This is a genomic window from Oceaniserpentilla sp. 4NH20-0058 (genome assembly GCF_040371755.1).
Taxonomy (GTDB): Bacteria; Pseudomonadota; Gammaproteobacteria; order Pseudomonadales; family Oceanobacteraceae; genus Bermanella.
Genome location: NZ_BAABWE010000004.1, coordinates 97,327 through 120,035, shown reverse-complemented (window position 1 = coordinate 120,035; position 22,709 = coordinate 97,327). Strand labels below are relative to the sequence as shown.

Annotated in this window: 24 protein-coding genes; 15 read left to right on the top strand and 9 right to left on the bottom strand. The window is 42.0% G+C overall.

Annotated features, from left to right (window positions below; all coding sequences use genetic code 11):
- Positions 1–26 precede the first annotated feature (26 nt).
- A complete protein-coding gene (locus ABWV45_RS07220) occupies positions 27–233 on the top strand; it encodes a hypothetical protein (protein ID WP_353350144.1) in 207 nt (68 codons plus the stop codon).
- Between the two features lie 75 nt (positions 234–308).
- Here the strand turns inward: ABWV45_RS07220 and ABWV45_RS07215 are convergent, their stop codons facing one another.
- The 5 genes from ABWV45_RS07215 to ABWV45_RS07195 form a co-directional block, all read right to left on the bottom strand.
- Positions 309–671 (bottom strand): response regulator, encoded by a 363-nt coding sequence (locus tag ABWV45_RS07215; protein ID WP_353350142.1) that lies wholly within the window; start codon positions 669–671, stop codon positions 309–311.
- A 35-nt stretch (positions 672–706) separates the two neighbouring features.
- Positions 707–1,069, bottom strand: coding sequence for a response regulator (locus ABWV45_RS07210; protein ID WP_353350140.1), 363 nt, complete (start codon positions 1,067–1,069; stop codon positions 707–709).
- 77 nt (positions 1,070–1,146) lie between these two features.
- The gene (locus ABWV45_RS07205; protein WP_353350138.1) at positions 1,147–2,259 is read right to left on the bottom strand and encodes a GGDEF domain-containing protein; all 1,113 of its coding nucleotides are present in this window, start codon (positions 2,257–2,259) and stop codon (positions 1,147–1,149) included.
- A 106-nt stretch (positions 2,260–2,365) separates the two neighbouring features.
- Positions 2,366–3,079, bottom strand: coding sequence for an LrgB family protein (locus ABWV45_RS07200; protein ID WP_353350136.1), 714 nt, complete (start codon positions 3,077–3,079; stop codon positions 2,366–2,368).
- On the bottom strand, positions 3,076–3,438 hold the full coding sequence (locus ABWV45_RS07195) for a CidA/LrgA family protein (protein ID WP_353350135.1): 363 nt from the start codon (positions 3,436–3,438) through the stop codon (positions 3,076–3,078). Before ABWV45_RS07195 ends, ABWV45_RS07200 begins: the two co-directional genes overlap by 4 nt.
- 605 nt (positions 3,439–4,043) lie before the next feature.
- Here ABWV45_RS07195 and hemC point away from each other — a divergent pair.
- The 7 genes from hemC (at position 4,044) to ABWV45_RS07160 (ending at position 10,291) form a co-directional block, all read left to right on the top strand.
- Complete coding sequence (gene hemC, locus ABWV45_RS07190) at positions 4,044–4,982, top strand: hydroxymethylbilane synthase (RefSeq protein ID WP_353350134.1); 939 nt, start codon at positions 4,044–4,046, stop codon at positions 4,980–4,982.
- Positions 4,983–4,985: 3 nt separating this feature from the next.
- On the top strand, positions 4,986–5,747 hold the full coding sequence (locus ABWV45_RS07185; protein WP_353350132.1) for a uroporphyrinogen-III synthase: 762 nt from the start codon (positions 4,986–4,988) through the stop codon (positions 5,745–5,747).
- A 57-nt stretch (positions 5,748–5,804) separates the two neighbouring features.
- The gene (locus ABWV45_RS07180; protein WP_353350130.1) at positions 5,805–6,875 is read left to right on the top strand and encodes a uroporphyrinogen-III C-methyltransferase; all 1,071 of its coding nucleotides are present in this window, start codon (positions 5,805–5,807) and stop codon (positions 6,873–6,875) included.
- Positions 6,875–8,098 carry a heme biosynthesis HemY N-terminal domain-containing protein gene (locus ABWV45_RS07175; protein ID WP_353350128.1) on the top strand — a complete coding sequence of 408 codons (1,224 nt, stop codon included), beginning with the start codon at positions 6,875–6,877 and terminating at the stop codon, positions 8,096–8,098. Before ABWV45_RS07180 ends, ABWV45_RS07175 begins: the two co-directional genes overlap by 1 nt.
- A 13-nt stretch (positions 8,099–8,111) precedes the next feature.
- Positions 8,112–8,831 carry a BRO-N domain-containing protein gene (locus ABWV45_RS07170; RefSeq protein WP_353350126.1) on the top strand — a complete coding sequence of 240 codons (720 nt, stop codon included), beginning with the start codon at positions 8,112–8,114 and terminating at the stop codon, positions 8,829–8,831.
- 12 nt (positions 8,832–8,843) lie between these two features.
- The gene (locus ABWV45_RS07165; protein ID WP_353350124.1) at positions 8,844–9,704 is read left to right on the top strand and encodes a TraB/GumN family protein; all 861 of its coding nucleotides are present in this window, start codon (positions 8,844–8,846) and stop codon (positions 9,702–9,704) included.
- Positions 9,705–9,838: 134 nt separating this feature from the next.
- Positions 9,839–10,291 (top strand): REP-associated tyrosine transposase, encoded by a 453-nt coding sequence (locus tag ABWV45_RS07160; protein WP_353350122.1) that lies wholly within the window; start codon positions 9,839–9,841, stop codon positions 10,289–10,291.
- A 227-nt stretch (positions 10,292–10,518) separates the two neighbouring features.
- Here the strand turns inward: ABWV45_RS07160 and ABWV45_RS07155 are convergent, their stop codons facing one another.
- On the bottom strand, positions 10,519–10,689 hold the full coding sequence (locus ABWV45_RS07155) for a hypothetical protein (protein WP_353350120.1): 171 nt from the start codon (positions 10,687–10,689) through the stop codon (positions 10,519–10,521).
- Positions 10,690–10,866: 177 nt separating this feature from the next.
- Between ABWV45_RS07155 and ABWV45_RS07150 the strand changes: the two genes are divergently transcribed.
- Together ABWV45_RS07150 and ABWV45_RS07145 are read left to right on the top strand one after the other, a co-directional pair.
- A complete protein-coding gene (locus ABWV45_RS07150) occupies positions 10,867–11,376 on the top strand; it encodes a VF530 family protein (protein ID WP_353350118.1) in 510 nt (169 codons plus the stop codon).
- On the top strand, positions 11,364–11,771 hold the full coding sequence (locus tag ABWV45_RS07145; RefSeq protein ID WP_353350116.1) for a hypothetical protein: 408 nt from the start codon (positions 11,364–11,366) through the stop codon (positions 11,769–11,771). The genes ABWV45_RS07150 and ABWV45_RS07145 overlap by 13 nt, the downstream gene beginning before the upstream one ends.
- Here the strand turns inward: ABWV45_RS07145 and ABWV45_RS07140 are convergent.
- Both ABWV45_RS07140 and ABWV45_RS07135 read right to left on the bottom strand, forming a co-directional pair.
- Positions 11,768–12,229, bottom strand: a complete 462-nt coding sequence (locus tag ABWV45_RS07140) for a thioesterase family protein (protein WP_353350114.1) — start codon at positions 12,227–12,229, stop codon at positions 11,768–11,770. The two genes, ABWV45_RS07145 and ABWV45_RS07140, sit on opposite strands and share 4 nt — an antisense overlap.
- Positions 12,230–12,495: 266 nt before the next feature.
- Positions 12,496–14,622, bottom strand: a complete 2,127-nt coding sequence (locus tag ABWV45_RS07135) for a dihydrolipoyl dehydrogenase family protein (RefSeq protein ID WP_353350112.1) — start codon at positions 14,620–14,622, stop codon at positions 12,496–12,498.
- A gap of 217 nt (positions 14,623–14,839) precedes the next feature.
- Here ABWV45_RS07135 and hemB point away from each other — a divergent pair, with 217 nt between their 5' ends.
- The 3 genes from hemB (at position 14,840) to ABWV45_RS07120 (ending at position 18,938) form a co-directional block, all read left to right on the top strand.
- Positions 14,840–15,850 carry a porphobilinogen synthase gene (hemB, locus tag ABWV45_RS07130; RefSeq protein ID WP_353350110.1) on the top strand — a complete coding sequence of 337 codons (1,011 nt, stop codon included), beginning with the start codon at positions 14,840–14,842 and terminating at the stop codon, positions 15,848–15,850.
- Positions 15,851–15,873: 23 nt separating this feature from the next.
- Positions 15,874–17,961, top strand: a complete 2,088-nt coding sequence (ppk1, locus tag ABWV45_RS07125) for a polyphosphate kinase 1 (protein WP_353350108.1) — start codon at positions 15,874–15,876, stop codon at positions 17,959–17,961.
- Positions 17,962–18,176: 215 nt separating this feature from the next.
- The gene (locus ABWV45_RS07120; protein WP_353350106.1) at positions 18,177–18,938 is read left to right on the top strand and encodes an ATP-grasp domain-containing protein; all 762 of its coding nucleotides are present in this window, start codon (positions 18,177–18,179) and stop codon (positions 18,936–18,938) included.
- 3 nt (positions 18,939–18,941) lie between these two features.
- Here the strand turns inward: ABWV45_RS07120 and ABWV45_RS07115 are convergent, their stop codons facing one another.
- Positions 18,942–20,444 (bottom strand): Ppx/GppA phosphatase family protein, encoded by a 1,503-nt coding sequence (locus tag ABWV45_RS07115; RefSeq protein WP_353350104.1) that lies wholly within the window; start codon positions 20,442–20,444, stop codon positions 18,942–18,944.
- A gap of 259 nt (positions 20,445–20,703) precedes the next feature.
- Here ABWV45_RS07115 and trxA point away from each other — a divergent pair, with 259 nt between their 5' ends.
- Both trxA and rho read left to right on the top strand, forming a co-directional pair.
- Positions 20,704–21,030 (top strand): thioredoxin TrxA, encoded by a 327-nt coding sequence (trxA, locus tag ABWV45_RS07110; protein ID WP_353350102.1) that lies wholly within the window; start codon positions 20,704–20,706, stop codon positions 21,028–21,030.
- Between the two features lie 184 nt (positions 21,031–21,214).
- Entirely contained in the window at positions 21,215–22,471 is a 1,257-nt protein-coding gene (gene rho / locus ABWV45_RS07105) for a transcription termination factor Rho (RefSeq protein ID WP_353350100.1), read from the top strand.
- Positions 22,472–22,709: the final 238 nt, after the last annotated feature.

Here is a 22,709-nt window from a genome sequence, read left to right as displayed (position 1 = left end):
AGAATCAATCACAAGGATGGCTCGTAATGACGCATAGCATTCATCCCAAGATCTATCGCTTACAGCATGAAATTATCACGATTGAACGACACTTGCATAACGCAGAACAACGAATGGGGGTAAGTAATCCAGCCATTTTACAAAACTACCGAGAAATGATTCGTGCTCGGCAAGAACTCATGGAGTTGCTATCAGTGTCCCCTGATGGTGACCACACTAGCACTACACATTAACTTTATTAGGTTTGTATTTATAAGAACGCCAAGGCATATCAATATGACTTGGCTTTTTTGATGGGAATAAAATCGTTACCCTACGGTTCGATGTACTGCGGCTAATAATCGATCTTTATCTACCGGTTTAGCAATCCATCCTGTAGCACCTACCCCTTTCGCTTTTTTCTTTTTGTAATCAGCGGTTTCTGTAGTGATCACCAAAATAGGTTTTGACTTATAAGGCTCAAGGCGACGAAGGTGAGACACTAAGCTCATACCACCCATTTCCGGCATATTTAAATCAGTGATAACTAAATCAACTGTATGGTTTTTTGCAAAATCCAAAGCCTCGCGACCGTTTTCTTTTACAAAAACAGTGTGCCCATCGGCCTCAAGTACCACTTTCATTAATGTGCGTATTGCCTCACTATCATCCACCGCTAAAATACTGGCCATTTGATCTCCTTCAGTAAACTCAAGTTAATGCATAACTAGTTAATTGCTTTTTGCACTGCATCTAATAATTTTGCTTTGTTGATAGGTTTCTCAATCCAACCGGTTGCGCCAAGCATTTTTGCTTTTTCTTTTTTGTAGTCCGCTGTCTCCACCGTCATAACCAAAATCGGTTTGTATTGATAATTATCAAGTAATCTCAAATTGGTGACCAAATCCATACCATTCATTTGCGGCATATTTAAATCTGTAATCACTAAATCTACAGTATGGTTTTTAGCGAAGTCTAAGGCTTCATAACCATTTTCCTTGACAAAGACGGTGTATCCACCTTCTGAAAGTACGAGCGAGATTAATTTTCTAATCGCCGCACTATCATCAACGGCTAAAATACTGGCCATATATTTTCTCCAATCACTTACTTTAGAGTAGAGCCCCATAGGTAAATTAACAAATATATGGTGCGACTTAAGTTATCTTATTTAGCTACAATTACGCAGTTTCTACCTGCTTGTTTAGCTTTATATAGTGCCTTATCAGCTCGTTCTAAAACCGCTTCGTGTTTATGCCCTGAATGGTGTTGAGCCAGCCCAAAACTGGCGGTGATATGTAGAGGTTTAGCTTTACCATTCTTCCCTCGCTGGCTCTTTTTGCGCTCTAGATTTTTTGGGTATAACGCATAATCAGCAATTCGAGTTCGCGTCTGCTCTAACGCCGCTTTCACCTCATCCTGAGGCAAATTAGCAAATACCAAGCAAAACTCTTCACCTCCATAACGATAGGCTTTAGCTTTAGGGGTTTTGCTGATTAATTTAGCAATCACTTTTAAGACGTCATCCCCCACTTGATGCCCATAAGTGTCATTAAATTTTTTAAAATGATCCACATCCACCATGGCAACAAAATAATGCTTAGCTTGCATTTTAAGCTTAAACTCCAACGCTCTGCGCCCTGCAATACCTGTGAGTTCATCCACATAGGCCATCACATAACCATCAAGGGAAAGGGAGAACAAAGCCGCACACGCCCCCCACAGAAGTATGTAACTCTCATCAGCCCATTTGAAAGCCACCCCTACTAACACCAAAAGCGGCCAATAACTGGCCCAACGACCAATGCGCAACCAAAATTTCACAAACAATAAAGGGGTTAAGGCGAAAAACACACTAAGCCATGTCATCGGGAAATACGCGTATCCCAGCCACGCATCTGGGACGACGATCTCCCGTCGAGAACATGCAACAAACAGAATCAGCAATATGAAATTAAAAACATGCAGCGAGTGTAGCCAAGGACGTTGCCCCCACTGTAAATTCACCAACCACAAGTACAGCATGAAACAGGGCAATGCGAACGGCGCATAAATATCGATTTCAAATCCAACAGATGCAGGCTGGGTAATAAATAAAAGTGGTAAGACGCTAAACACAGCTTGTTGCTGATATAACAACACCGCTCGCCCAAGGGTCACTACAATAATCGCTGTGGCCACATAATTAGGGATTAGAATAGATTGCTCAGGTAGATAGCCTAAAATGGCCAAGATCAAGCAAGGAATAACAATATTGATAATTGCCAGCTGCAGTTTCATGACCTAGTCCTTGGCAACGTTAGCTTTGAGTATAGCCTAGCAAAACACTTGGCAAGGTATGCTAACCAAACCCCAGCACCCTACCAACAAATCCATTTCTAATCATTCAACTACCCAATAAAAACGGCAAGCTAAACGCACATAGAATACCCATAAAGCTCATGGATAAGGCCGCAAATGCCCCCTGCTCACCACCAAACTCTAACGCCTTTGCGGTACCAACTGCATGGGCACAAACACCTAACGCACAGCCTTGTGCTGGAGCTTGTGTGATGCCACACCACCGAAACAAGGTAGGGGCCATTAACGCACCAAAAATACCAGTAAACATGATAATGGCTGCCGCCACCGACGCCATGCCGCCAATTTGAGGGGCTATTTCCAAGGCAAACGCAGTGGTGATGGATTTTGTCCACATAGAATGAATACTGACATCTGACGCCCCTAGCCCATAAACAATGCCCACCGCCAATAAGATGGTAAACGCACCACCTAATACATTACTTAATAAAAACGGTAACCAATATTGGCGCAATGCTTTTAGGTTTTCATATAACGGGATGGCCAACGCCACAATCACTGGACCTAAAAACTGACTGATCATATGTGCACTGTCCATGTATCGCTCGAAACTCAAATCACTTAATAGCACCACGGCACATACGCTAGTAACACTCACCATAACAGGGTGCAAAAAGGGTTTTTGCGCACTCATGCGAAACAGCCACAAGCCCATCTGAAAACTTAATAACGTTAAGAACAGCCCTAAGTAAGAACTCTGCCAAACCGCATCCCATGCACTTTGCCAATGAAGATTCATAATTGATCTCCTTTATGCTTTGCCGGTGTGCTCATGGTCTTTTGCACTAACCAACCACATAAAGGAATCCCCACAAGCAAACTGACTATCATTGCCAGCAATATAATGTGCCCTTCCATCTTAATCAGATCCATGTAATTCACGATCCCCACGGATGCCGGCACAATAAACAATGGTAAATATGGCAATAAGCTTTGGCTGGATTGCTTTACCGAATCGCTCACCCCCCCACGAATCACCAAAGTCATAAACAATAACAGCATGCCCAACACAGAGCCGGGGACTGGCCAAGCAATTAAGGCTGAAATAAATTCACCTAGCAGCATGTAACTAATAAAAACGATCAAGCCGTATAGCATGTGTTGTTTTCAACCAATTTAAGTTAGGTAAGGCCATGACGGGGGATGGCGTCATGTGTCCCAAAGTTATTCAATGTGTTATCCACAAAATCTGTGCATAACCTTTTTTATCTTAAGCCTATCAGCCGGTCATCAAGTTCATATTAACCTGTTGTTTTTTAAACAGTTTCCCCATAAACACAGGGCTAGCGGCTTGCAGCTGAGTATCCCAAAGTTATCCTAAGCTTTATCCACAACTTACGTGGATAAAAGTTTTCCACATAAGGCTAAGCGATTGATTTACGGTGTATTTTTAAGCGATTTAAGGCATTCACCCGCACCATCACAGCTGTAGGCATCTGTCCCAAAGTTAACCCCAATCTTATCCACAGATTTTGTGCACAAATGTGAATAAACACTAAGAATACACCTCTAACCTGTGAACATTTCCCATGAATCACCCCTGCAAAGAATAACCGGGCTGCGGATAACCTGACTCACATCAGCAAAGCTTAATCAAGAGCGGCAGTTTAACGCTAATGGAGGGTGAATATCAGTAAAACACCCTGAAAATTATTGCAATCTGCCGTATCATACAGCCAATTATAAACTTCTCTGGGACCATTATGTCTGCGAACACTCTGCGCATCGCTACCCGTAAAAGTAAACTCGCCCTTTGGCAGGCTGAATTTGTAAAAGCAGAACTGCAACGCTTTCATCCTAAGCTAGAAGTGGAACTGGTTACCTTTACGACCCAAGGGGATAAAATTCTCGACACGCCATTAGCTAAAATCGGCGGTAAAGGTTTATTTGTTAAAGAACTTGAAGCGGCCATGCTTGATGGCCGTGCTGACATTGCTGTGCACAGCATGAAAGATGTACCGATGGAATTCCCTGAAGGCTTAGGCTTAAGCGTTATTTGTGAGCGTGAAAACCCAACCGATGCGTTTGTTTCTAATAAGTACAAATCCCTTGCGGATTTACCTCAAGGGGCACGCCTTGGTACATCCAGCTTACGTCGTCAGTGCCAAGCATTAGCCGCTCGTCCTGATTTAAAGGTTTCCAGCCTACGTGGTAACGTACAAACCCGTTTAGGTAAATTAGACGCCGACGAATTTGATGCCATTATTTTAGCCAGCGCCGGTTTAATTCGTTTAGAGCTACAAGAACGTATCGCGCAATTTATTGGGGACGACATCATGTTACCCGCTGGTGGCCAAGGTGCTGTTGGTATCGAATGCCGCAGCGACGATAACGCCACAAAAGCATTACTTGCACCATTACACCATCAAGCCACAGCGTATCGTGTGTATGCCGAACGTGCCTTAAACCGTCGTCTTGAAGGGGGCTGCCAAGTACCCATCGCGTGTTACGCCACTCTCGATCAAGATCAGTTATTTCTTCGTGGCTTAGTAGGCAGTGAAGACGGTCAAACCATCATTCGCGCTGAAATTTCAGGCCATGTAAACGATGCCGAACAATTAGGCATTCAAGCTGCTGAAGACTTACTGGCCAAGGGCGCTGGTAAAATCCTTACCGACATTTACGGGCACGAGGTTAAGTAAACCGTGGAAGGTGCCCTATTAATTACCCGCCCACAAGGACAAGGCTTAGATCTCATTAACGATTTAAGCCAAGCGGGTTGGCATTGTGTGCATCAGCCGTTATTACGCATTGAGCCATTCACTCAAGATCACGGCAAACCATTTCACACCATGAAACAACACATTATGGATTTAGATATTTATGATGTGGTGATCAGTGTCAGTGGCAATGCCTCGAGCTTAGCGGTGAATTGGATTGATCAATACTGGCCACAACCCCCTGTAGGCATTGATTGGTACGCAGTAGGGCCAAGTTCAGCCAAGGCATTTCAATCCCTGCACATAGATATGCGCGTGCCTACCCATAACCATAGTGAAGGCCTGCTTGAACTGGATGGTTTACAAGACCTAACTCACAAAAAAGTATTGATTTTCCGTGGCGTAGGAGGCCGTGAGCATCTTGCCGACACCCTCGCCGCCCGTGGTGCTCAAGTTCACTATTGCGAGCTTTACCGCCGTGCCCCCATTACCTTTAATAAAGGGGAATTGGCAACACTGCTTAGCCAAGAACACATACACTACGCCCTGCTGACCAGTGGCGAGATGCTGCAACAACTTGCTAACGAACTCGACTATGAAGAATTAAACTCGTTGCATATTATCGTTCCAAGTCAACGAATTGCCCTTATGGCAGCAAAACTGAATATCCAACACATATATGTATGTGACAAAATAAATAGCCAAGGCATACTAGAGTGCTTAAAACGCATCAAGCACTCCCATTAACCTTGGCATCGGCCAAACATCCGCCGACCCGTATCGCTTTATGAAAGGATCGATCTAGTGAGTGATCAAAAGCCAACACAAGACACACCAAAACTTGCTAATACTAAACATCAAAAAGACAAATCATTCTCGCAAGTTTGGTTTTTTTTGGTGGCGTTATTAATCATAGCTGCACTCGTGTTTGGCCAGTATCGAATCGAAACCCTACTACTCAAGCAAAGCGCCCTTGAACAACAGCTGCAAAGCTTAGCTAGTCAAAGCCAACAACACTCTATTGAGCGCGGCAAACAAGCTACTCACCTAGAGCAAAGCCAGCAAGCGTTAAAAGAAATGCAAGGGCGACTGGCATTCATGCAACAAACCCTCGATCAAATTCCTGGGGCTCGCGTTGATGATTGGAAATTAGCCGAAATTGAATATCTATTACGTCTAGCGAACCAGCGTGTATATTTGCAACATGAACTCACTGCAGCCCATGGTTTATTTGATGCTGCCAATCAAATACTAGCCAACCTAGATAACCCTGCGTTACTGGTTGTACGCGAACAAATTGCCAAGGAAATGCTGCTACTAGGCCAACACTCACAACTGGACCGTCAGGGGATTTACACCCAGCTCCAAGCAATCAAGCAATTAATACACGATGGCATTCAGCCTCCTCAAACATTTAAACAAACAAAAACAGAAGTCATGCCATCCGCAGATGAAAAAACCTTATGGCAGCAACTGATAGCCCTTGTCAGTATTCGTCATCGCGACGACGCTTTTAACGCCCCTTTAACCAACAGCCAATATCAATTACTTGAACACAACCTGAATCTAATGTTGGAGCAAGCACAGTGGGCGTTATTAAAAGCCGACAGCCGCTTATATCAAGACAGCCTAAATCATGCACAACAATGGCTGACAGATAACCTAAGGCATTCTGGGGCGCAAACCATTGCAGCAAAACTGCAAGCGTTAGCCGCCATTGATGTACAACAAACCACGCCTAATGTTAGTGAATCGTTACGCCTGTTACGTCAAATTCTGCAAGAGCGCACGTTTAATCCTAGTGACGTAAAACCAAAACAAAATAAAACACCTTCAACAAACAAAAAAATAAATAACCAACAGGAGCAAGCTTAATGAGCAAACGCTTGATTCTGATTGTTCTTCTATTACTGGCGGGTAGCCTCATTGGCCACTACATGTTGCAAGGCAGCGGCTATGTTCTAATCAGCTTTCAACAATGGGTAGTAGAAACCAGCTTATGGGTCTTTTTGATTTTACTTATTAGCGGTGTACTTAGCGTATATGCCGCTATCCACTTAATCACGACCTTATTAACTACGCACCATCTTTTCAGTAGCTGGCGCGAAAAACGCGGCATGAACTCAGCCGTAAGTAAAACCGTAAAAGGTTTAATTTATTTGGCGGAGGGTAATTTCAAACAAAGTGAAAAACTGCTTATGGCGGGTGCCCATGGCAAAGGTAAAATCATTAACTACTTAGCCGCTGCTCGCGCAGCACAACTAGCAGGTAAATTTGAGCGTAGTGACGAACTCATGGCTCAAGCCGCTAGTAGCACAAAAGGCGCCGATTTAGCAGTGGGCTTACAGCAAGCACAACTTCAATTAGAACGTCAACAATACGAACAATGTCTAGCCACTTGTTTGCGTCTGAAAAAACAGTTCCCAAAGCATCAATACGTCAACAAGATGCTTTTAAAAGCCCACACAGAATTAGAAGACTGGCAAACGGTTATTGAATTGTTACCCAGTTTAAACAAACACAAACTATTGCCAAACAAACATGTTCAAAAGCTAGAAATTGAGGCTTACGGTAAACTAATCGAGCACATTATTCGCTCACGTAATACTGCCAGCAAAAACCCTCAAGCATTATTGAAAGTATGGAAAAGCATTCCATCAAGCACCATTAAACAATTAGACTTTTTACCTCTATCACAAAGTTTCATTGAACATTTAATATCGTTAGATGCAAACGAAGAAGCAGAAGCCCAATTACGCTATTTGTTAGCTCACCAATTTAGTGATGAACTAATGGCCTTGTATGGTCGAGTGATAGGGAAAAACGTACAAAAACAATACTTATTTGCAAAAGATCTACTCAAGCAGCGCCCTAATGATGCAAGCGTATTGTTGAGCCTTGGTCGCATTGCTTTAATGAACCAACTGTTTACAGAAGCTCAGGAGTATTTTGAAGCAAGCTTATCCATTGAAAACACCCCAGAAGTACGTAGCGAATTAAGCCGCTTGTACTTAGCGCAAAATAAAGAAGACAAAGCCGTTGCTATGTTAAGGCAAGGTTTAGGGTTGGATCTACCAAATTTACCATTGCCTCGATAAAAAGGATTTCATCATGAATAAAAATCAAATTTTATTATCTTATCCCGATGGTGGCAATGAAGTAAGGACTATATTCAAAGATGAAATATATTTCTGCCTCCATGATGTCATTTCTTTACTCGCACATCAAAATACAACTCTTTCTACTTCCAAAAAGCCAGACGGCCTTTTTGGGCTGATCAAAGCTCAATCAGAAGTTTTGGAAGACGATGAAAAAGTGAAATTTGAAAATGAGTTATATATAACTCAACCTGGGCTTTTTAGAATTATCCTAAGAGACAACAGCCAAGCATGTAAAAACTTTCAAAGATGGGTACTCCATGAAGTTCTTCCATGCATACAAAAACATGGAACCTATCCAGCACCTCTTGTGGAGACAGATTCAGATGTAAAACGCATAGTTCAATCGCTATTACTTGAAATAGAGCAACGCGAACGATTAGAAAAAGAAACAAAAGAAAAATTTGAAATACATGAAAAGGTTTTAAATAACTTGAGCGAGCGGATAGAGTCAATATCGTCAAACAAGGATAATATTAGTTTTATCGATCCAATTGATTTCTGCAAAATTAATAATATTGATGACTCAAAAATACATAGTATAAAAGGTTGGTGTATAAAGCTTTGTGCTGAAAATGGATATCCATCATTCAAACGATTTGTGAATGGAGTTGAAAATTTAGAATTCACGGAGCAAACTTTATTTAAAGCCATTAGTGAAATCGAAAAATAAGGAAGCCATATAATGAAATTGATTTACGCCATATTTTTCGCCCTAGCCATTTCTCATACTCATGCAAATACACCTGTGTGGAAGGTAAGTAAAGGCAATGATTATTTTTATATTGGCGGCACCATTCATTTACTTAACCAAGAAGATTACCCGCTTCCAAAAGCGTTTAACCAAGCCTATCAGGATTCTGATACGCTTATTTTTGAAACTGATATAGACGCAAGTAACCAACCAGAACAACAAGCAAAAATGATGACATCTATGATGTATACAGATGCGCGCACTCTGTCATCTGAGCTTTCTCCTGAAGTCTATACTGAACTTAAGGCTTTTTTGGCAGCCCGCCAAATCCCCATTAGTCATTTTGAAAAATACCAGCCTTGGGGGTTATCTATTATCCTTACCGTCATGGAATATCAACGCCTTGGAATGGTCAGTGAATTAGGGGTCGATCAGCACTTTAATGTCCAAGGCAAAGCAGATAAGAAAACCATTGGCAGCTTAGAAACCATTGATGAACAACTTGGTTTTCTACAATCTCTTGCTGACATTAACCCTGACGTGATTATTCGCTATACCATCGAAGACATGAAAAGCCTACCGAAATGGATACTGATCATGAAACAGGCATGGCGTGATGGGGATATTCACGCGTTTACGGACATGCAACCGGTTATTGAAATGCAAACACAGTTTCCTAAGGTGTATGACACCTTAATCACTAACCGAAATAATAACTGGATGAAGCAAATTCCAAGCTTAATAAACAATAAACAAAAAGAGTTTGTTTTAGTTGGAACATTGCACCTTAACGATGAGATCGGCTTGCTTAATCAATTGAGAAATAAAGGTTTTAAAATAGAGCAGCTTTAATTCTGTGTGTCGAGATAAATCCCGACCTACAATTCTAAGCGTTGTATTATAATTTGCATCGTCCTTTAGGGCGACAATTTATATTCAAATCAATCTGTAGGTTGGGCTTTAGCCCAACAAAAGGAAGTATAAGTATGTCATGGAATGACTTACGAAAAGGCCGCGTTTCAGAGCCAAACAGAGAATATTTTATTACCTTCACCTGTAACGATAGAAAACCTCTTTTTAGCAATCATCAATTAGCTCATGCTTTTTGTAAAATGATCAACCTCAATGAATTACAGTGTGATTGCTTATGGGCTACATGGGTACTAATGCCTAATCATTTTCACGGCTTATTACAACTTCAAAAGAATAATTTAGCTCAAGTTGTTGGCAAGTTAAAAGGAGCCAGTGCTAGAAAAATCAATCAGCACTTACAAATTTCTGGTCCTGTATGGCAACCCTCTTTTTACGACCGCGCATTAAGAACCGAAGATAACCGAAAAGATATTGCTCGTTATATTATTGCTAACCCATTACGAGCGAATTTAGTGGCCAGTATTAAAGATTATCCTTATTGGAACTCTATATATTTGCCGGCATGAACCTCGATCTACATGCCACTCTTAAACCTAATTGTAGGTTGGGCTTTAGCCCAACAAGAAGTGGCTCCTTACAATTGCATATTTATTACATTGTGAAAACTCAATCAGACTGTAGATCATTCTTGAGTCAAAATTTATTTGATAACGCGCTCGTTCTGTCGGGATAAATCCCGACCTACATAGGTCTTCACGTTAAAATGTAGGTCGTCCTTTAGGGCAACAATCTATTAATCTTTTTTGCTAATGATCACTTCTAGATTTTTGGCACTACCCGCATACCATTTTTGAACATATAAAGAGCCTATAATGGGAGGCTGCCCTTCTTCTGGTACTTCTTTATAGCGCACACTGTTTTTAGTTTCTTTTTCGATTTCGAATTTTACGACTTTATCGGACATGTAATTTCTCTAGTAGATCTGTAAATGGTCATTAATGTTTTGGCATTATACGATAATCACGGCCTTAATTGAGGGTATAACCTATAATGTGGCCTCACTAGACACAGCTGCTATATTTATAAAGACCCTTACGGGTATAATAGGCCAAATCGAAGTATTTCTTTATTAGGTGCCACCATGATCGAAGACGTCAATTACAAGAATAACCCCTTACATGGCGTCAGCTTAAAAAACCTATTAATCGAAATGGTGGATCACTACAGTTTCGAAATTCTATTTGCCTACTTAAACATCAACTGCTTTAAAACCAACCCAAGTATTGAATCCAGTGTGAAGTTTTTAAAGAAAACCGATTGGGCACGGGAAAAAGTAGAGGCGTTTTATATGTACGAATACAAGAACCTACCAAAACCGTCTTCCACTCAGTTTAATACGCCCCCCCGTGACCGTATTGTGCCCGAACACCATGAAGTAGGAGAACCTGCAGAGCTATCATTAGAAGATGCCGAACAGCTAAGAGAAAAACGCGCAAAAAAAGCCGCAGAATTTAACAAAGGAGGGTTTGGCAAACGCTCTGGTTCAAGTAAAAACTATACACCCCGTAGCCATAGTGAAACCCCTCGACCTAAAAGCCCAAAAAACAATGCCTCCAGCAGTGATAACCCTTGGGGAAATTGGCAGAAGTAACGACCACTATTATGCTTAAAGATTACTTCATTGTTTACGTGTATATCAAAATTAAGAAAAATCGCTTAGAGGTTAAAAATTTAACCTCTAATAGTGAGTGGTTACACGAAAATGCCAACTCGGCATTTAGCACAGCCAGATTATTAGTGGGTGAGTTTTCAATTGCAGAAGCTTTACTTAAAAAGTTATTCCAGCAAATTATGAAATCCCATTGGCTGATTAAAAAGCCGTGTGTATTAGTCCAACCATTAGAGCAAGTAGACGGCGGATTAAGCGAAGTGGAAGATAAACTCTTTAAAGAACTAGCACTTGGTGCTGGGGCCATCAACGTCATGCTATATACAGGCAAAGAATTATCGGATGCTGACGCCCTAAAGCAACTTAAATCACACTAACCACACATATAGGTCCCTGTACCCACCGCCAGTAGTTCATCCTTTTCGTTTTTAAACTCCATCCTTGTTACCGCCACTTTAGAACCAATACGCAAAATAGTGGCACTGGCATAAAATTCTTCACCGCGTCCGGGGCGCAGGTAATCCACTCGTAAGTCAATGGTTCCTAATTTTGCTAGGCTTTTGTTACGCTCTTCTACGGGTAAATCTAAACGCTGTTGATAAGCGGCCGCTAATGCGGCGGTGCCGCCAGCTACATCTAATGCGCTGGAAATCACACCACCATGAAGAATACCTTGTAGCCAGTTGCCCACTAGTTCTGGGCGCATGGCTAATTTAAATATGGCGACATCGGCATCAAAACTATGAACTTTTAAACCTAAGTATTGGTTAAAAGGAATCTGATCCATAAAATTTAGGGCTAAATTTAATTCGGTTTCTGTAAATTTATCTTTCATGCAAGTCCCTAATTCTAATAATGATTGCTCTACTATCTTCAATAAGCGTGAAGCTTTTCTACTACTTTATAACAAACATTGCAGGGCGTTGTTACATTTCCATTCGCCAGCTACCCAAACTATATTAGCGTTTGCCTCTATCATGGGTTTATTTACGTCTCCAAGCATGGAATTTTTCTACCCATGACAATAGTTTTTCTGGGGCGTGGTTTCGTTTCCGTTCGCCTGCTACCCAAACTATATTAGTGTTTGCCTCCATCATGGGTTTATTTACGTCTCCAAGCATGGAATTTTTCTACCCATGACAATAGTTTTTCTGGGGCGTGGTTTCGTTTCCATTCACCAGCAACATACTTATTTGCCTCCATCATGGTTGGGTACGCATGTATGGTGCCTAGTATTTTATTTAAGCCTAGTCCATGACGCATGGCTAAAACAAACTCGGCCATGAGTTCTCCTGCCATGGCACCTACAATGGTAGCACCTAAGATTTTATCTTTGCCCGGCACAGTTAAAACTTTTACAAAGCCACGGGCTTGACCATCTACTATGGCACGATCCAACTCTTTTAATTCGTATTTAGTCACTTCAAACGGTATGCCTTTAGCTTTGGCATCGGTTTCGTTCAAACCCACTCGGCCCACTTGTGGGTCGGTATAAGTAGCCCAAGGGATGACAGAATAGTCTGCTTTGAATTTTTTTAAATGACCAAAAAGGGCATTTACACTGGCATACCACGCCTCATGGGCAGAAACATGGGTAAATTGATAACCTCCAATCACATCACCCACAGCATATACACCGGGCATACTGGTTTCTAGATATTCATCTACTTGTATATTGCCCCGTTCATCCAATTGAATATTCAGGTTATCCAAGCCATAGCCTTTCACATTGGCCTCTCGACCAACCGCCATGATCATGGCATCAAACTCAATGGTTTGCTCTCCGCTTGGAGTTTCAATCAGCGCCTGCTTCACTTGCCCTACCATTTGGAATAATTTTGGTTTGCAGTTTGTCATTAAGGAAATACCGTCCTGCGCAAATTGCTGAGTGACCTGCGCGACTACGTCGTCATCTTCTCGACCTAAAATATGAGTGGCCGGATCCACTATGATCACGTTAGACCCTAAACGCTGAAAGCTTTGCGCTAATTCACAACCAATTGGGCCTCCGCCAATCACCAGTAGGGTTTTAGGTTGCTCTTGAATTTCCCATAAAGTATCTGAGGTGTAATAACCAACATCTTCAATACCGGGAATAGGTAAAACCCTAGGACGCCCCCCAGCAGCAATAATGATATTACGGGCGGTTCGGGTTTGCGTACCTTGTTCGGTGTCTATTTTCACAGTCCAAGGGTTTAAAATGGTGGCACTGCCCGTCATGCAATGCACGCCCAAGCCTTCATAACGCTCGATACTGTCGTGGGGTTCAATATCGTTGATACTGGTGTGTACGGATTGCATCACTTGTTTGAAGTCCACTTCCACTTTGCCCACATTCACACCCACACTTTTTGCTTCTCGTGCTTCATGAGCCAAGCTTGCCGCATGAATAATAGCCTTAGAGGGCACACAACCTGTGTTTAAGCAGTCTCCACCCATTTTGTGCTTTTCGATTAGTGTCACCTTTGCCTTGGTCGCGGCGGCAATATAGCTACTCACTAAGCCACCAGCTCCAGCACCAATTACTAATAGGTTGTCATCAAAAGATTTTGGTTTGCTATAACTTTTAAAAGCACTGCGTTTTTTAAGCTGAGCAATTAATGTTCGGGCCAACCACGGAAATATAGCCAGTAATACAAAACTGCCTAATAACCCTGGGGTCATAATGCCAGCTAACGAGATTTCATTTAATTGACCAAGCTGAGCACCCGCATTCACATACACAGCGGTACCAGCCAACATGCCTAACTGGCTAACCCAATAAAATGTCCATGTCTTTATCGGCATTAGGCCCATTACTAGATTGATCACAAAAAACGGCACAACGGGAATCAGCCGCAAGGTGAATAAGTAAAACGCGCCGTCTTTTTCCATGCCTTGATTAATTTTGCTTAAATAACTTCCAAACTTGGCTTGTACCCAGTCTTTTAATAAAAGCCGCGTCATTAAAAAGGCTAACGTAGCGCCAATGGTGCTAGCAAAACTGATCAACAATAATCCCCAGCCTAAACCAAAAATAGCGCCTCCAATTAATGTTAATGCAGCTGCACCGGGAATGGATAAAGCTGTGGCAATTACGTACACCACAAAAAAGATGGCCGCTGTCAGTAGCGGCTGCTCAATAAACAGGTTTTGATAAAAATCCGGCGATAAATATTGCTGGGCATCCAATGCCACCAGAGCAGCCACGATACTTGCCAAAAGCGCCAAAACGATGATCTTTTTCATAATTATTCCATTGAATGGTGTTTCACTTGGAGAGAACCTAGGTAACTTGGTTCCAAATTTCTAGCAAGTGGGTGTTTTTCACCACTTATACTATCAACTAAAGAATATTTTAATACGATGTTCATAGAGTTTAGGTTTACTTGCGCTCTATCATAAGCAAAAGTGGATAGCTTGCAGTACAATAAGCCCCATTTGAATGTATTAGCTGGAGTGCACCATGGCATTTTCCGATGGACAACGACTTTTTCCTGAAACCCGTATGCGCCGTATGCGTGCAAGCGACTTTAGCCGTCGTTTAATGCGTGAAAATGAACTCACTCCCAACGATCTAATTTATCCAATGTTCATTTTAGATGGCAAAAACCAGCGTGAAGCCATCATTTCTATGCCAGGGATTGAGCGTCTATCCATTGATTTAGCGGTAGAAGAATGTAAATTACTCAGCTCCCTTGGTGTGCCGGCGGTTGCGTTATTTCCAGTAACCCCTTTAAACCACAAATCTGAATTCGCCGAAGAAGCCTATAATCCAAACGGTATTGCCCAGCGTGCCGTAAAAGCCATTAAAGATGCCTGCCCAGAGCTAGGCGTGATCACGGACGTGGCTCTTGATCCTTTTACCACTCATGGACAAGACGGCATCATTGATGCCAGTGGCTACGTATTAAATGATCGCACCATCGATACGCTTGTGATGCAGGCTATTAGTCATGCAGAAGCCGGCGCAGATGTTGTGGCTCCTAGCGACATGATGGACGGACGCATTGGTATCATCCGTGAAGCATTTGAAGAAAGTCAGCATGTGAATACTCGCATTATGGCCTACAGTGCCAAATATGCATCCGCATACTATGGCCCATTTCGCGATGCGGTAGGCAGCGCAGGCAATCTTGGTAAAAGTAATAAATCCACCTACCAAATGGACCCAGCCAATGCTAACGAAGCCTTACATGAGGTGGGTTTAGATTTATCAGAAGGCGCCGACATGGTGATGGTTAAACCCGGCATGCCTTATTTAGACATATTACGTTTAATCAAAGACGAATTTAAAGCACCCACTTTTGTTTACCAAGTCAGCGGCGAATACGCCATGCACATGGCGGCCATTCAAAACGGCTGGCTTGATGAAAAGGCCGTCATGATGGAAAGTCTGATGTGCTTTAAACGGGCCGGTGCGGATGGCATTCTCACTTATTTTGCCAAAGCCTGCGCATTAGAACTCAATAAATAATTCATTCAAGATTAAGGAACAACATGAGCACAGAGGAATTAGAAAACGGCATTGATCTTAGTTCGCCTGAGTTTTATTTTAACCGTGAACTTAGCCACATGCAGTTTAATATTCGCGTGCTAGCGCAAGCCTTGGACGACACTCATCCACTGCTTAATCGCTTGATGTTCCTATGCATTTTTTCTAGCAACTTAGATGAATTTTTTGAAGTACGCGTGGCGGACTTAAAAAAACAACTGGCCTTTAGCCGCGAAATCCCCGGCCCAGATGGCTCGCCTCCTGCGGATGTTCTTGAACAAATTTACCACCTTGTAAGCGACACCGTTGATCGCCAATACAAGGTGTTAAATGATCAACTATTCCCTCAGCTAGAACAAGAAAACATCCGTTTTATACGCCGTGGGGATTGGTCAACTAAGCAAAAAAATTGGGTGAAAAAATACTTCAACGAAGAGATACAGCCCGTTATTAGCCCTATTGGTTTAGACCCTGCCCACCCGTTCCCACGTTTAGTGAATAAGTCCCTTAACTTTATCGTAGAGTTAGACGGCAAAGATGCGTTTGGTCGTAATACGGGGTTGGCTTTGATTCCTGCACCACGCTCATTACCGCGTATTTCTCGCTTACCGGACGAGCTATGCGAGGGCGGTGACAATTACGTGTTTTTATCCAGCATGATTCATGAATTTGCCGATGAACTATTCCCCGGCATGAAAGTAAAAGGCTGTTATCAATTTCGTTTAACCCGCAACGCAGATTTAACCTTCGACAAAGAAGACGTAGCCGATTTAGCCAGTGCGCTAGAGGGTGAACTACATGCCAGACACTACGGCGATGCGGTTCGCTTAGAAGTGGCCGACAATTGCCCAGAGCCTTTGTGGCAATTTTTATTAGCCAAATTTAACTTAACCGAACAAGATTTATATCGTGTAAACGGCTTAGTGAATGTCCACCGTTTAATGGCTGTTGCCGCGGGCGCTGACCGCCCAGAACTGCGTTACCCATCATTTACGCCTAGTATTCCCAAGGGCCTGCAGGGTAAAAAAGACTATTTTGAAGCCATTCGCAAAAGCGACCAGTTAATTCTGCATCCATTTCAAAGCTTTACACCAGTTGTGGATTTAGTGCGCATGGCCGCCAAAGACCCAGACGTATTAGCCATCAAACAAACCCTTTACCGAACCGGTGCTACTTCTGAAATTGTAGATGCTCTGGTAGACGCAGCCCGTAAAGGTAAAGAAGTCACCGTAGTAATTGAGTTACGTGCACGCTTTGATGAAGAAGAAAACCTACACCTAGCAAACCGCTTACAAGAAGCAGGCGCCGTGGTAGTTTATGGCGTGGTTGGGTATAAAACCCACGCCAAAATGCTAATGATTGTACGCCGTGAAAACAAAAAGCTACGCCGCTATGTTCACTTAGGTACAGGAAATTACCATGCGGGTAATGCTCGTTTATATACCGACTACAGCTTAATCACCTGCAGCAAAGACATCACTGAAGATGTACACAAAGTATTCCAACAACTTACAGGGATGGGGAAAGCACTAAGCATCAAGAAAATATACCACGCACCGTTTACTCTGCATAAAAGCTTACTAGCCCTAATTGGCAAAGAAGCAGACAATGCAAAACATGGTAAGCCGGCTCGTATTATTGTTAAGGTTAATTCATTAACCGAACCGAAAATCATTCAAGCACTGTATCAGGCAAGCCAAGCTGGAGTACAAATTGACTGTATCGTACGCGGTATGTGCCGCTTAGTACCGGGCATCCCTGAAGTATCCGAAAACATTCGTGTACGCAGTATTATTGGGCGTTTTTTAGAGCATACTCGGGTGTATTACTTTGAAAATAACGACGCACCTAAAATCTTTGGGGCCAGTGCTGATTGGATGGAACGCAACTTATTAAACCGCGTTGAAACTTGCTTTCCCATTGATAATGAAAAATGGGCTAAACGCATGAAAAACGACTTAGAGTCGTATCTGGCAGACAATTGCCAAAGCTGGATCTTACAACGGGATGGCACTTACATTAAATCGGAACCTAAAGAAGGGGAAGAAAAAATCAGTGCTCAGCAAATGCTGCTAGAAACTCTGGCGGTATAATTCAAATCACATAGCTGAAATTGTCGAGGACAATTTCAGCTCATTCAAATACGTCTACTTATATCTTCAAGCTAACTATACTTCGTTGAAGTATATGCTAAAAAAGTATTTTACTTTAAATACTCAAGGCGTACTAATAAGAATCACTTAGATTACCATTTTCAGGATCTCATCTTTATCACGTCTATATCTAGACCATACGAAAAGTACAAAATATGAATATTCTTTTCACAAAGAGAGATGATTGGCAAGCAACCTTGCTTAAAGCATGTAAACACTTGAATGCTAATGGGATATTTGACGATTTCAATTCTAAAAGCATGGGGCAAGTGAATTATGTATTCCCTATCGGCACTAAGGATGTCATCAAGGCCAGTGACTTTTTCGAGGATAAACATAAATACCCCTCAATTGATCTAATTCGCATCTGTGAGAATAAGCTCCAGTTTGACTTATTATTAAACAATAATGAGCTTGCGCACGTTTCGCCTTTAATCAAAAAATCGCAACGAACATTTCCCTATGTACTAAAGGAGAAAACAGGAGAGTTTGGTAATAATGTTTTTATTATTCAAAACCCTGATGAAGAGGCTCTACACCAAGATAAACTTTCGGATGATTCCTTTTTTTTACAAAAGTATATAAAAGGGGAAGATGAATATGCCCTGCATTTTTTGTTTGATGGAGAAAAATTTCGATACTTTAAAGAGGTTAAGTACGAATACGGATATGAATTTGCTATTAAAAGCCCAAAGCATGTACCAGTTCGACAGTTATGGGCTGACAACTCCCAATGGAAGGATGAAATAACCAATATTCTTAAATCCATCAAATATCGCGGGATAGGCTGTTTGAATTATAAAATAGAAGCTAATCAACTATTTATATTAGAACTGAATCCACGTATTGGCGGCAGCATGATGCCAGTTGTAAGCGAAATGATCTCAGAATTCATTCGCTTTTTTAATGAACCATAAAAATCATGTAAAACTCAAATCAAACATGCCTTCTTCAAGCAGTGCTTTTTCTCGCTCCAAATCAGAAACTGTCATAGGGTTGTTTCCTAAATGCCCTTCAGGGAAGGTCAGTTTAATCGAGTACTTAAATGCTTCAATTTTAGGTTCAACCACTTCTTCGCCACCACGACCAAAGTGCAATAATGTGGCTAGACGTAACAAAATGCACAATCTCAAAACGGTTTTGGCCCCTCGTTTACTCATTCCCTCAACATCATGAATGGGTAATTTTTTTCTGTGGCCTCGTAGGATTATTGCTAAGGTTTCTTGATTCTGTTTGGTAAAGCCCGACATGTCACAATATTGGACTAAATAACCACTGTGTTTATTATAAGACGAGTGAGCGATGGCCAAACCCACTTCGTGTAATTCAGCGGCCCAGCGCAAGTTATCGGCATTGGTCGGCTCATCAATTTTCCAACGCTTAGCCACTTGCTCATACAAACCCATGGCGGAATTTTTAACATTTTGAGCATGAGCCATATCCACCACAAAACGCGACTGCATGGCAGCGACGGTTTTTTCACGCACATCCTCATGATTTACACGACCAATTAAATCATTCAATGCACCTTCTCTTAGTGCACCATCACTGTATGTTAAATGGTCAATCCCCAGCACTTCAAATAAACCAATCAAAATAGCCAGACCCGCAGGGAATACTTGTAAACGTTGATCTTTCACACCCTGCAATTCTAATTTACTAATATGCTTATGCTGAACCAGTAACTTTTTTAAACCATGTAGCGCTTTTAAATCAATACCGTCTTCGATCAATCCGTAATTAACTAATACCCTCGCGGTTGCTCGCATGGTGCCTGAACTGCCCACAGCATTTTGCCAGCCAATACGTTTATAGGTAGTTTTAATGCTATAAACTTCACGACGAGCTGCCGCTATTGCTTGAGAAAAGTTCCATTCAGATAATTCACCATCATTAAAAAAGCGATCCGTATAAGTGACACAACCCATACCCAAACTTTCCATTTTTAAAGGGGCGAATCGTTCACCAATAATAAATTCCGTACTGCCGCCACCTATATCGATTACTAAACGTTTACCGTCATCATCGGCCAAGGTGTGGGCAACGCCTAAATACACTAAACGGGCTTCTTCGATGCCGGAAATCACTTCAATTGGAAAGCCCAACACTCCCTTGGCTTTCAGCATAAAGCCTGCACTATTAGGGGCTTGCCTTAAAGTATTAGTACCCAAGATTGTAACAAGATGAGGGTCAAGTCCTCTGAGATGCTGACCAAATCGCTCCAAACAAGCTAACGCTCTTTCTTGGGCATCTTCGGCAATACCCGTAATAGGATGAAGTCCGGCGGCTAATTGAACTTTCTCACCTCTTTGATCAATAATTTGTAACTGACCATTAATTAATCTAGCCATCACCATATGAAAGCTATTGGAGCCAAGATCCACGGCGGCAAGCACTTGCTGAGGTTGAACACTCTGTTCCATATATCATTGCGTCTTATTGAACGGGCACATGGGTATTTTCCACGCTTAGAGTGAAGATACCAGCGAAACTGAGGGAAAGCCCTTGATAATCATCATTCAAACCCCAATATACTTTGAATCATTGGCTTACGAACCCCGTTCATAGCACGAAACTGACTATTGCTTAGGCAGTATTCACTTGATCAAAGAGGTTGAAATGCTATGATTAGCTGCAATTCAACCTGCGCATTTCTGTGACATTTAACGAGTACCTATTCCCATGAGCGAAAATATTATTAGCTTAACTGACGATTCTTTCGAAACGGACGTATTACAATCAGATACCCCTGTTCTTGTTGATTACTGGGCTGAGTGGTGTGGGCCTTGTAAGATGATCGCGCCAGTATTAGAAGAAATCGCTGAAGAGTATCAAGGCAAATTGAAAGTGGCGAAGTTAAATATTGACCAAAACGAAGCAACGCCGCCTAAATTCGGTATTCGTGGTATTCCAACTCTTATGATCTTTAAAGGTGGCAACATCGAAGGTACTAAAGTTGGTGCACTATCTAAATCCCAACTAACTGCCTTCATCGACAGCACTATCTAATACCAAAATTAAGACCCAGCCATAACTGGGTCTTTTTTATTGTATGTTTTTTGTCTGGTTTCTGGACTCAAAAAATAAAAGCGACTATAGTTAGTTCAAAGCAAGTATCGAGCACCCCGCTCATCTAAATTCAAATAACGATATTTCCCTCTTTTTAATCTTCAATCAGAACTCTTAGATCTATATGAATCTTACCGAATTAAAGAAAAAGTCCGTTTCTCAACTGCTTGAAATTGCAGAAAGCATGGGTATGGAAAACGTGAGCCGCTCACGTAAACAAGACCTAATCTTCTCTATTCTTAAAACTCACGCTAAAAGTGGCGAAGACATATATGGCGATGGCGTACTAGAAATATTACAAGATGGCTTTGGTTTCCTTCGTTCAGCGGACAGCTCATACCTAGCGGGCCCTGATGATATCTACGTGAGCCCAAGCCAAATACGCCGCTTTAACATGCGTAAAGGTGATTTTCTTGCAGGTAAAATCCGCCCACCTAAAGACGGTGAACGCTACTTCGCATTATTGAAAGTGAACGAAGTAAACGGTGAGGCTCCAGAGAGATCTAAAAGTAAAATTTTATTTGAAAACTTAACGCCGCTTTTCCCAAATGAACGTTTTGTTTTAGAACAAGGTAACGGCAGTACTGAAGATTTATCTTGCCGAGTCATCGATCTAATCGCGCCAATTGGTAAAGGCCAACGTGGTTTGATTGTAGCACCGCCAAAAGCGGGTAAAACCATGCTACTGCAAACCATTGCCCAAGCCATTACCCACAACAACCCAGAGTGCGAAATGATCGTACTGTTGATTGATGAGCGCCCAGAAGAAGTAACCGAAATGCAGCGTAGTGTGCGCGGTGAAGTGGTCGCCTCTACATTTGATGAGCCGCCAGCACGTCACGTACAAGTTGCCGAAATGGTTCTAGAAAAAGCCAAGCGTTTAGTTGAACACAAACGTGATGTAGTGATTTTACTTGATTCCATCACTCGTCTTGCTCGTGCATACAACACCGTTATCCCTTCATCCGGTAAAGTATTAACTGGTGGTGTGGATGCCCACGCCCTAGAAAAACCAAAGCGTTTCTTTGGTGCTGCACGTAACGTTGAAGAAGGCGGTTCATTAACCATCATCGCCACGGCACTTGTGGATACTGGCTCTAAAATGGACGAAGTTATCTACGAAGAATTTAAAGGAACTGGTAACCAAGAGTTACACCTTGATCGTAAAGCCGCAGAGAAGCGTATTTATCCGGCCATGAATATTCGCAAGTCAGGTACTCGTCGTGAAGACCACATGATGCCTGAAGCTGAATTGCAGCGTCTATGGATTCTGCGCCGCATCATTGCAGAAATGGAAGATCTTTCTGCGATTGAGTTTATGATTGATCGCTTAAAAGGGACTAAGACGAACGAAGAGTTCTTCCTCACCATGAAAGGGTAACAACGAAAGCTAGCTGAGTTGTTATTGCTTTAAATAATCTTTTAGGTTTTACCCTAAGTAAGTCCTAAAAAAAATGTGAACGAGCAGCTACGGCTGCTTTTTCTTTTTCAGCTAAATTAAAGTAAACTGCACATCTTGCAATTATAACGTGGAAAGTGTCTTTCCCCCTTTATTTATAAGGCTTTAGTGACGTAAGCGAAGAAAAGTACAGGCATAAATTAGCGTCTTACGTCTCCCG

Excerpts from the sequence above, each read along its gene's own strand:
- ABWV45_RS07115 (WP_353350104.1), bottom strand. The coding sequence starts at position 20,444 with ATGGAACAGAGTGTTCAACCTCAGCAAGTGCTTGCCGCCGTGGATCTT.
- ABWV45_RS07165 (WP_353350124.1), top strand. The coding sequence starts at position 8,844 with ATGAAATTGATTTACGCCATATTTTTCGCCCTAGCCATTTCTCATACT.
- rho (WP_353350100.1), top strand. The coding sequence starts at position 21,215 with ATGAATCTTACCGAATTAAAGAAAAAGTCCGTTTCTCAACTGCTTGAA.
- ABWV45_RS07160 (WP_353350122.1), top strand. The coding sequence starts at position 9,839 with ATGTCATGGAATGACTTACGAAAAGGCCGCGTTTCAGAGCCAAACAGA.
- ABWV45_RS07170 (WP_353350126.1), top strand. The coding sequence starts at position 8,112 with ATGAATAAAAATCAAATTTTATTATCTTATCCCGATGGTGGCAATGAA.
- ABWV45_RS07140 (WP_353350114.1), bottom strand. The coding sequence starts at position 12,229 with ATGAAAGATAAATTTACAGAAACCGAATTAAATTTAGCCCTAAATTTT.
- trxA (WP_353350102.1), top strand. The coding sequence starts at position 20,704 with ATGAGCGAAAATATTATTAGCTTAACTGACGATTCTTTCGAAACGGAC.
- ABWV45_RS07150 (WP_353350118.1), top strand. The coding sequence starts at position 10,867 with ATGATCGAAGACGTCAATTACAAGAATAACCCCTTACATGGCGTCAGC.
- hemB (WP_353350110.1), top strand. The coding sequence starts at position 14,840 with ATGGCATTTTCCGATGGACAACGACTTTTTCCTGAAACCCGTATGCGC.
- ABWV45_RS07155 (WP_353350120.1), bottom strand. The coding sequence starts at position 10,689 with ATGTCCGATAAAGTCGTAAAATTCGAAATCGAAAAAGAAACTAAAAAC.
- ABWV45_RS07195 (WP_353350135.1), bottom strand. The coding sequence starts at position 3,438 with ATGCTATACGGCTTGATCGTTTTTATTAGTTACATGCTGCTAGGTGAA.
- hemC (WP_353350134.1), top strand. The coding sequence starts at position 4,044 with ATGTCTGCGAACACTCTGCGCATCGCTACCCGTAAAAGTAAACTCGCC.
- ABWV45_RS07215 (WP_353350142.1), bottom strand. The coding sequence starts at position 671 with ATGGCCAGTATTTTAGCGGTGGATGATAGTGAGGCAATACGCACATTA.
- ABWV45_RS07200 (WP_353350136.1), bottom strand. The coding sequence starts at position 3,079 with ATGAATCTTCATTGGCAAAGTGCATGGGATGCGGTTTGGCAGAGTTCT.
- ABWV45_RS07120 (WP_353350106.1), top strand. The coding sequence starts at position 18,177 with ATGAATATTCTTTTCACAAAGAGAGATGATTGGCAAGCAACCTTGCTT.
- ABWV45_RS07220 (WP_353350144.1), top strand. The coding sequence starts at position 27 with ATGACGCATAGCATTCATCCCAAGATCTATCGCTTACAGCATGAAATT.
- ABWV45_RS07135 (WP_353350112.1), bottom strand. The coding sequence starts at position 14,622 with ATGAAAAAGATCATCGTTTTGGCGCTTTTGGCAAGTATCGTGGCTGCT.
- ABWV45_RS07205 (WP_353350138.1), bottom strand. The coding sequence starts at position 2,259 with ATGAAACTGCAGCTGGCAATTATCAATATTGTTATTCCTTGCTTGATC.
- ABWV45_RS07175 (WP_353350128.1), top strand. The coding sequence starts at position 6,875 with ATGAGCAAACGCTTGATTCTGATTGTTCTTCTATTACTGGCGGGTAGC.
- ppk1 (WP_353350108.1), top strand. The coding sequence starts at position 15,874 with ATGAGCACAGAGGAATTAGAAAACGGCATTGATCTTAGTTCGCCTGAG.
- ABWV45_RS07210 (WP_353350140.1), bottom strand. The coding sequence starts at position 1,069 with ATGGCCAGTATTTTAGCCGTTGATGATAGTGCGGCGATTAGAAAATTA.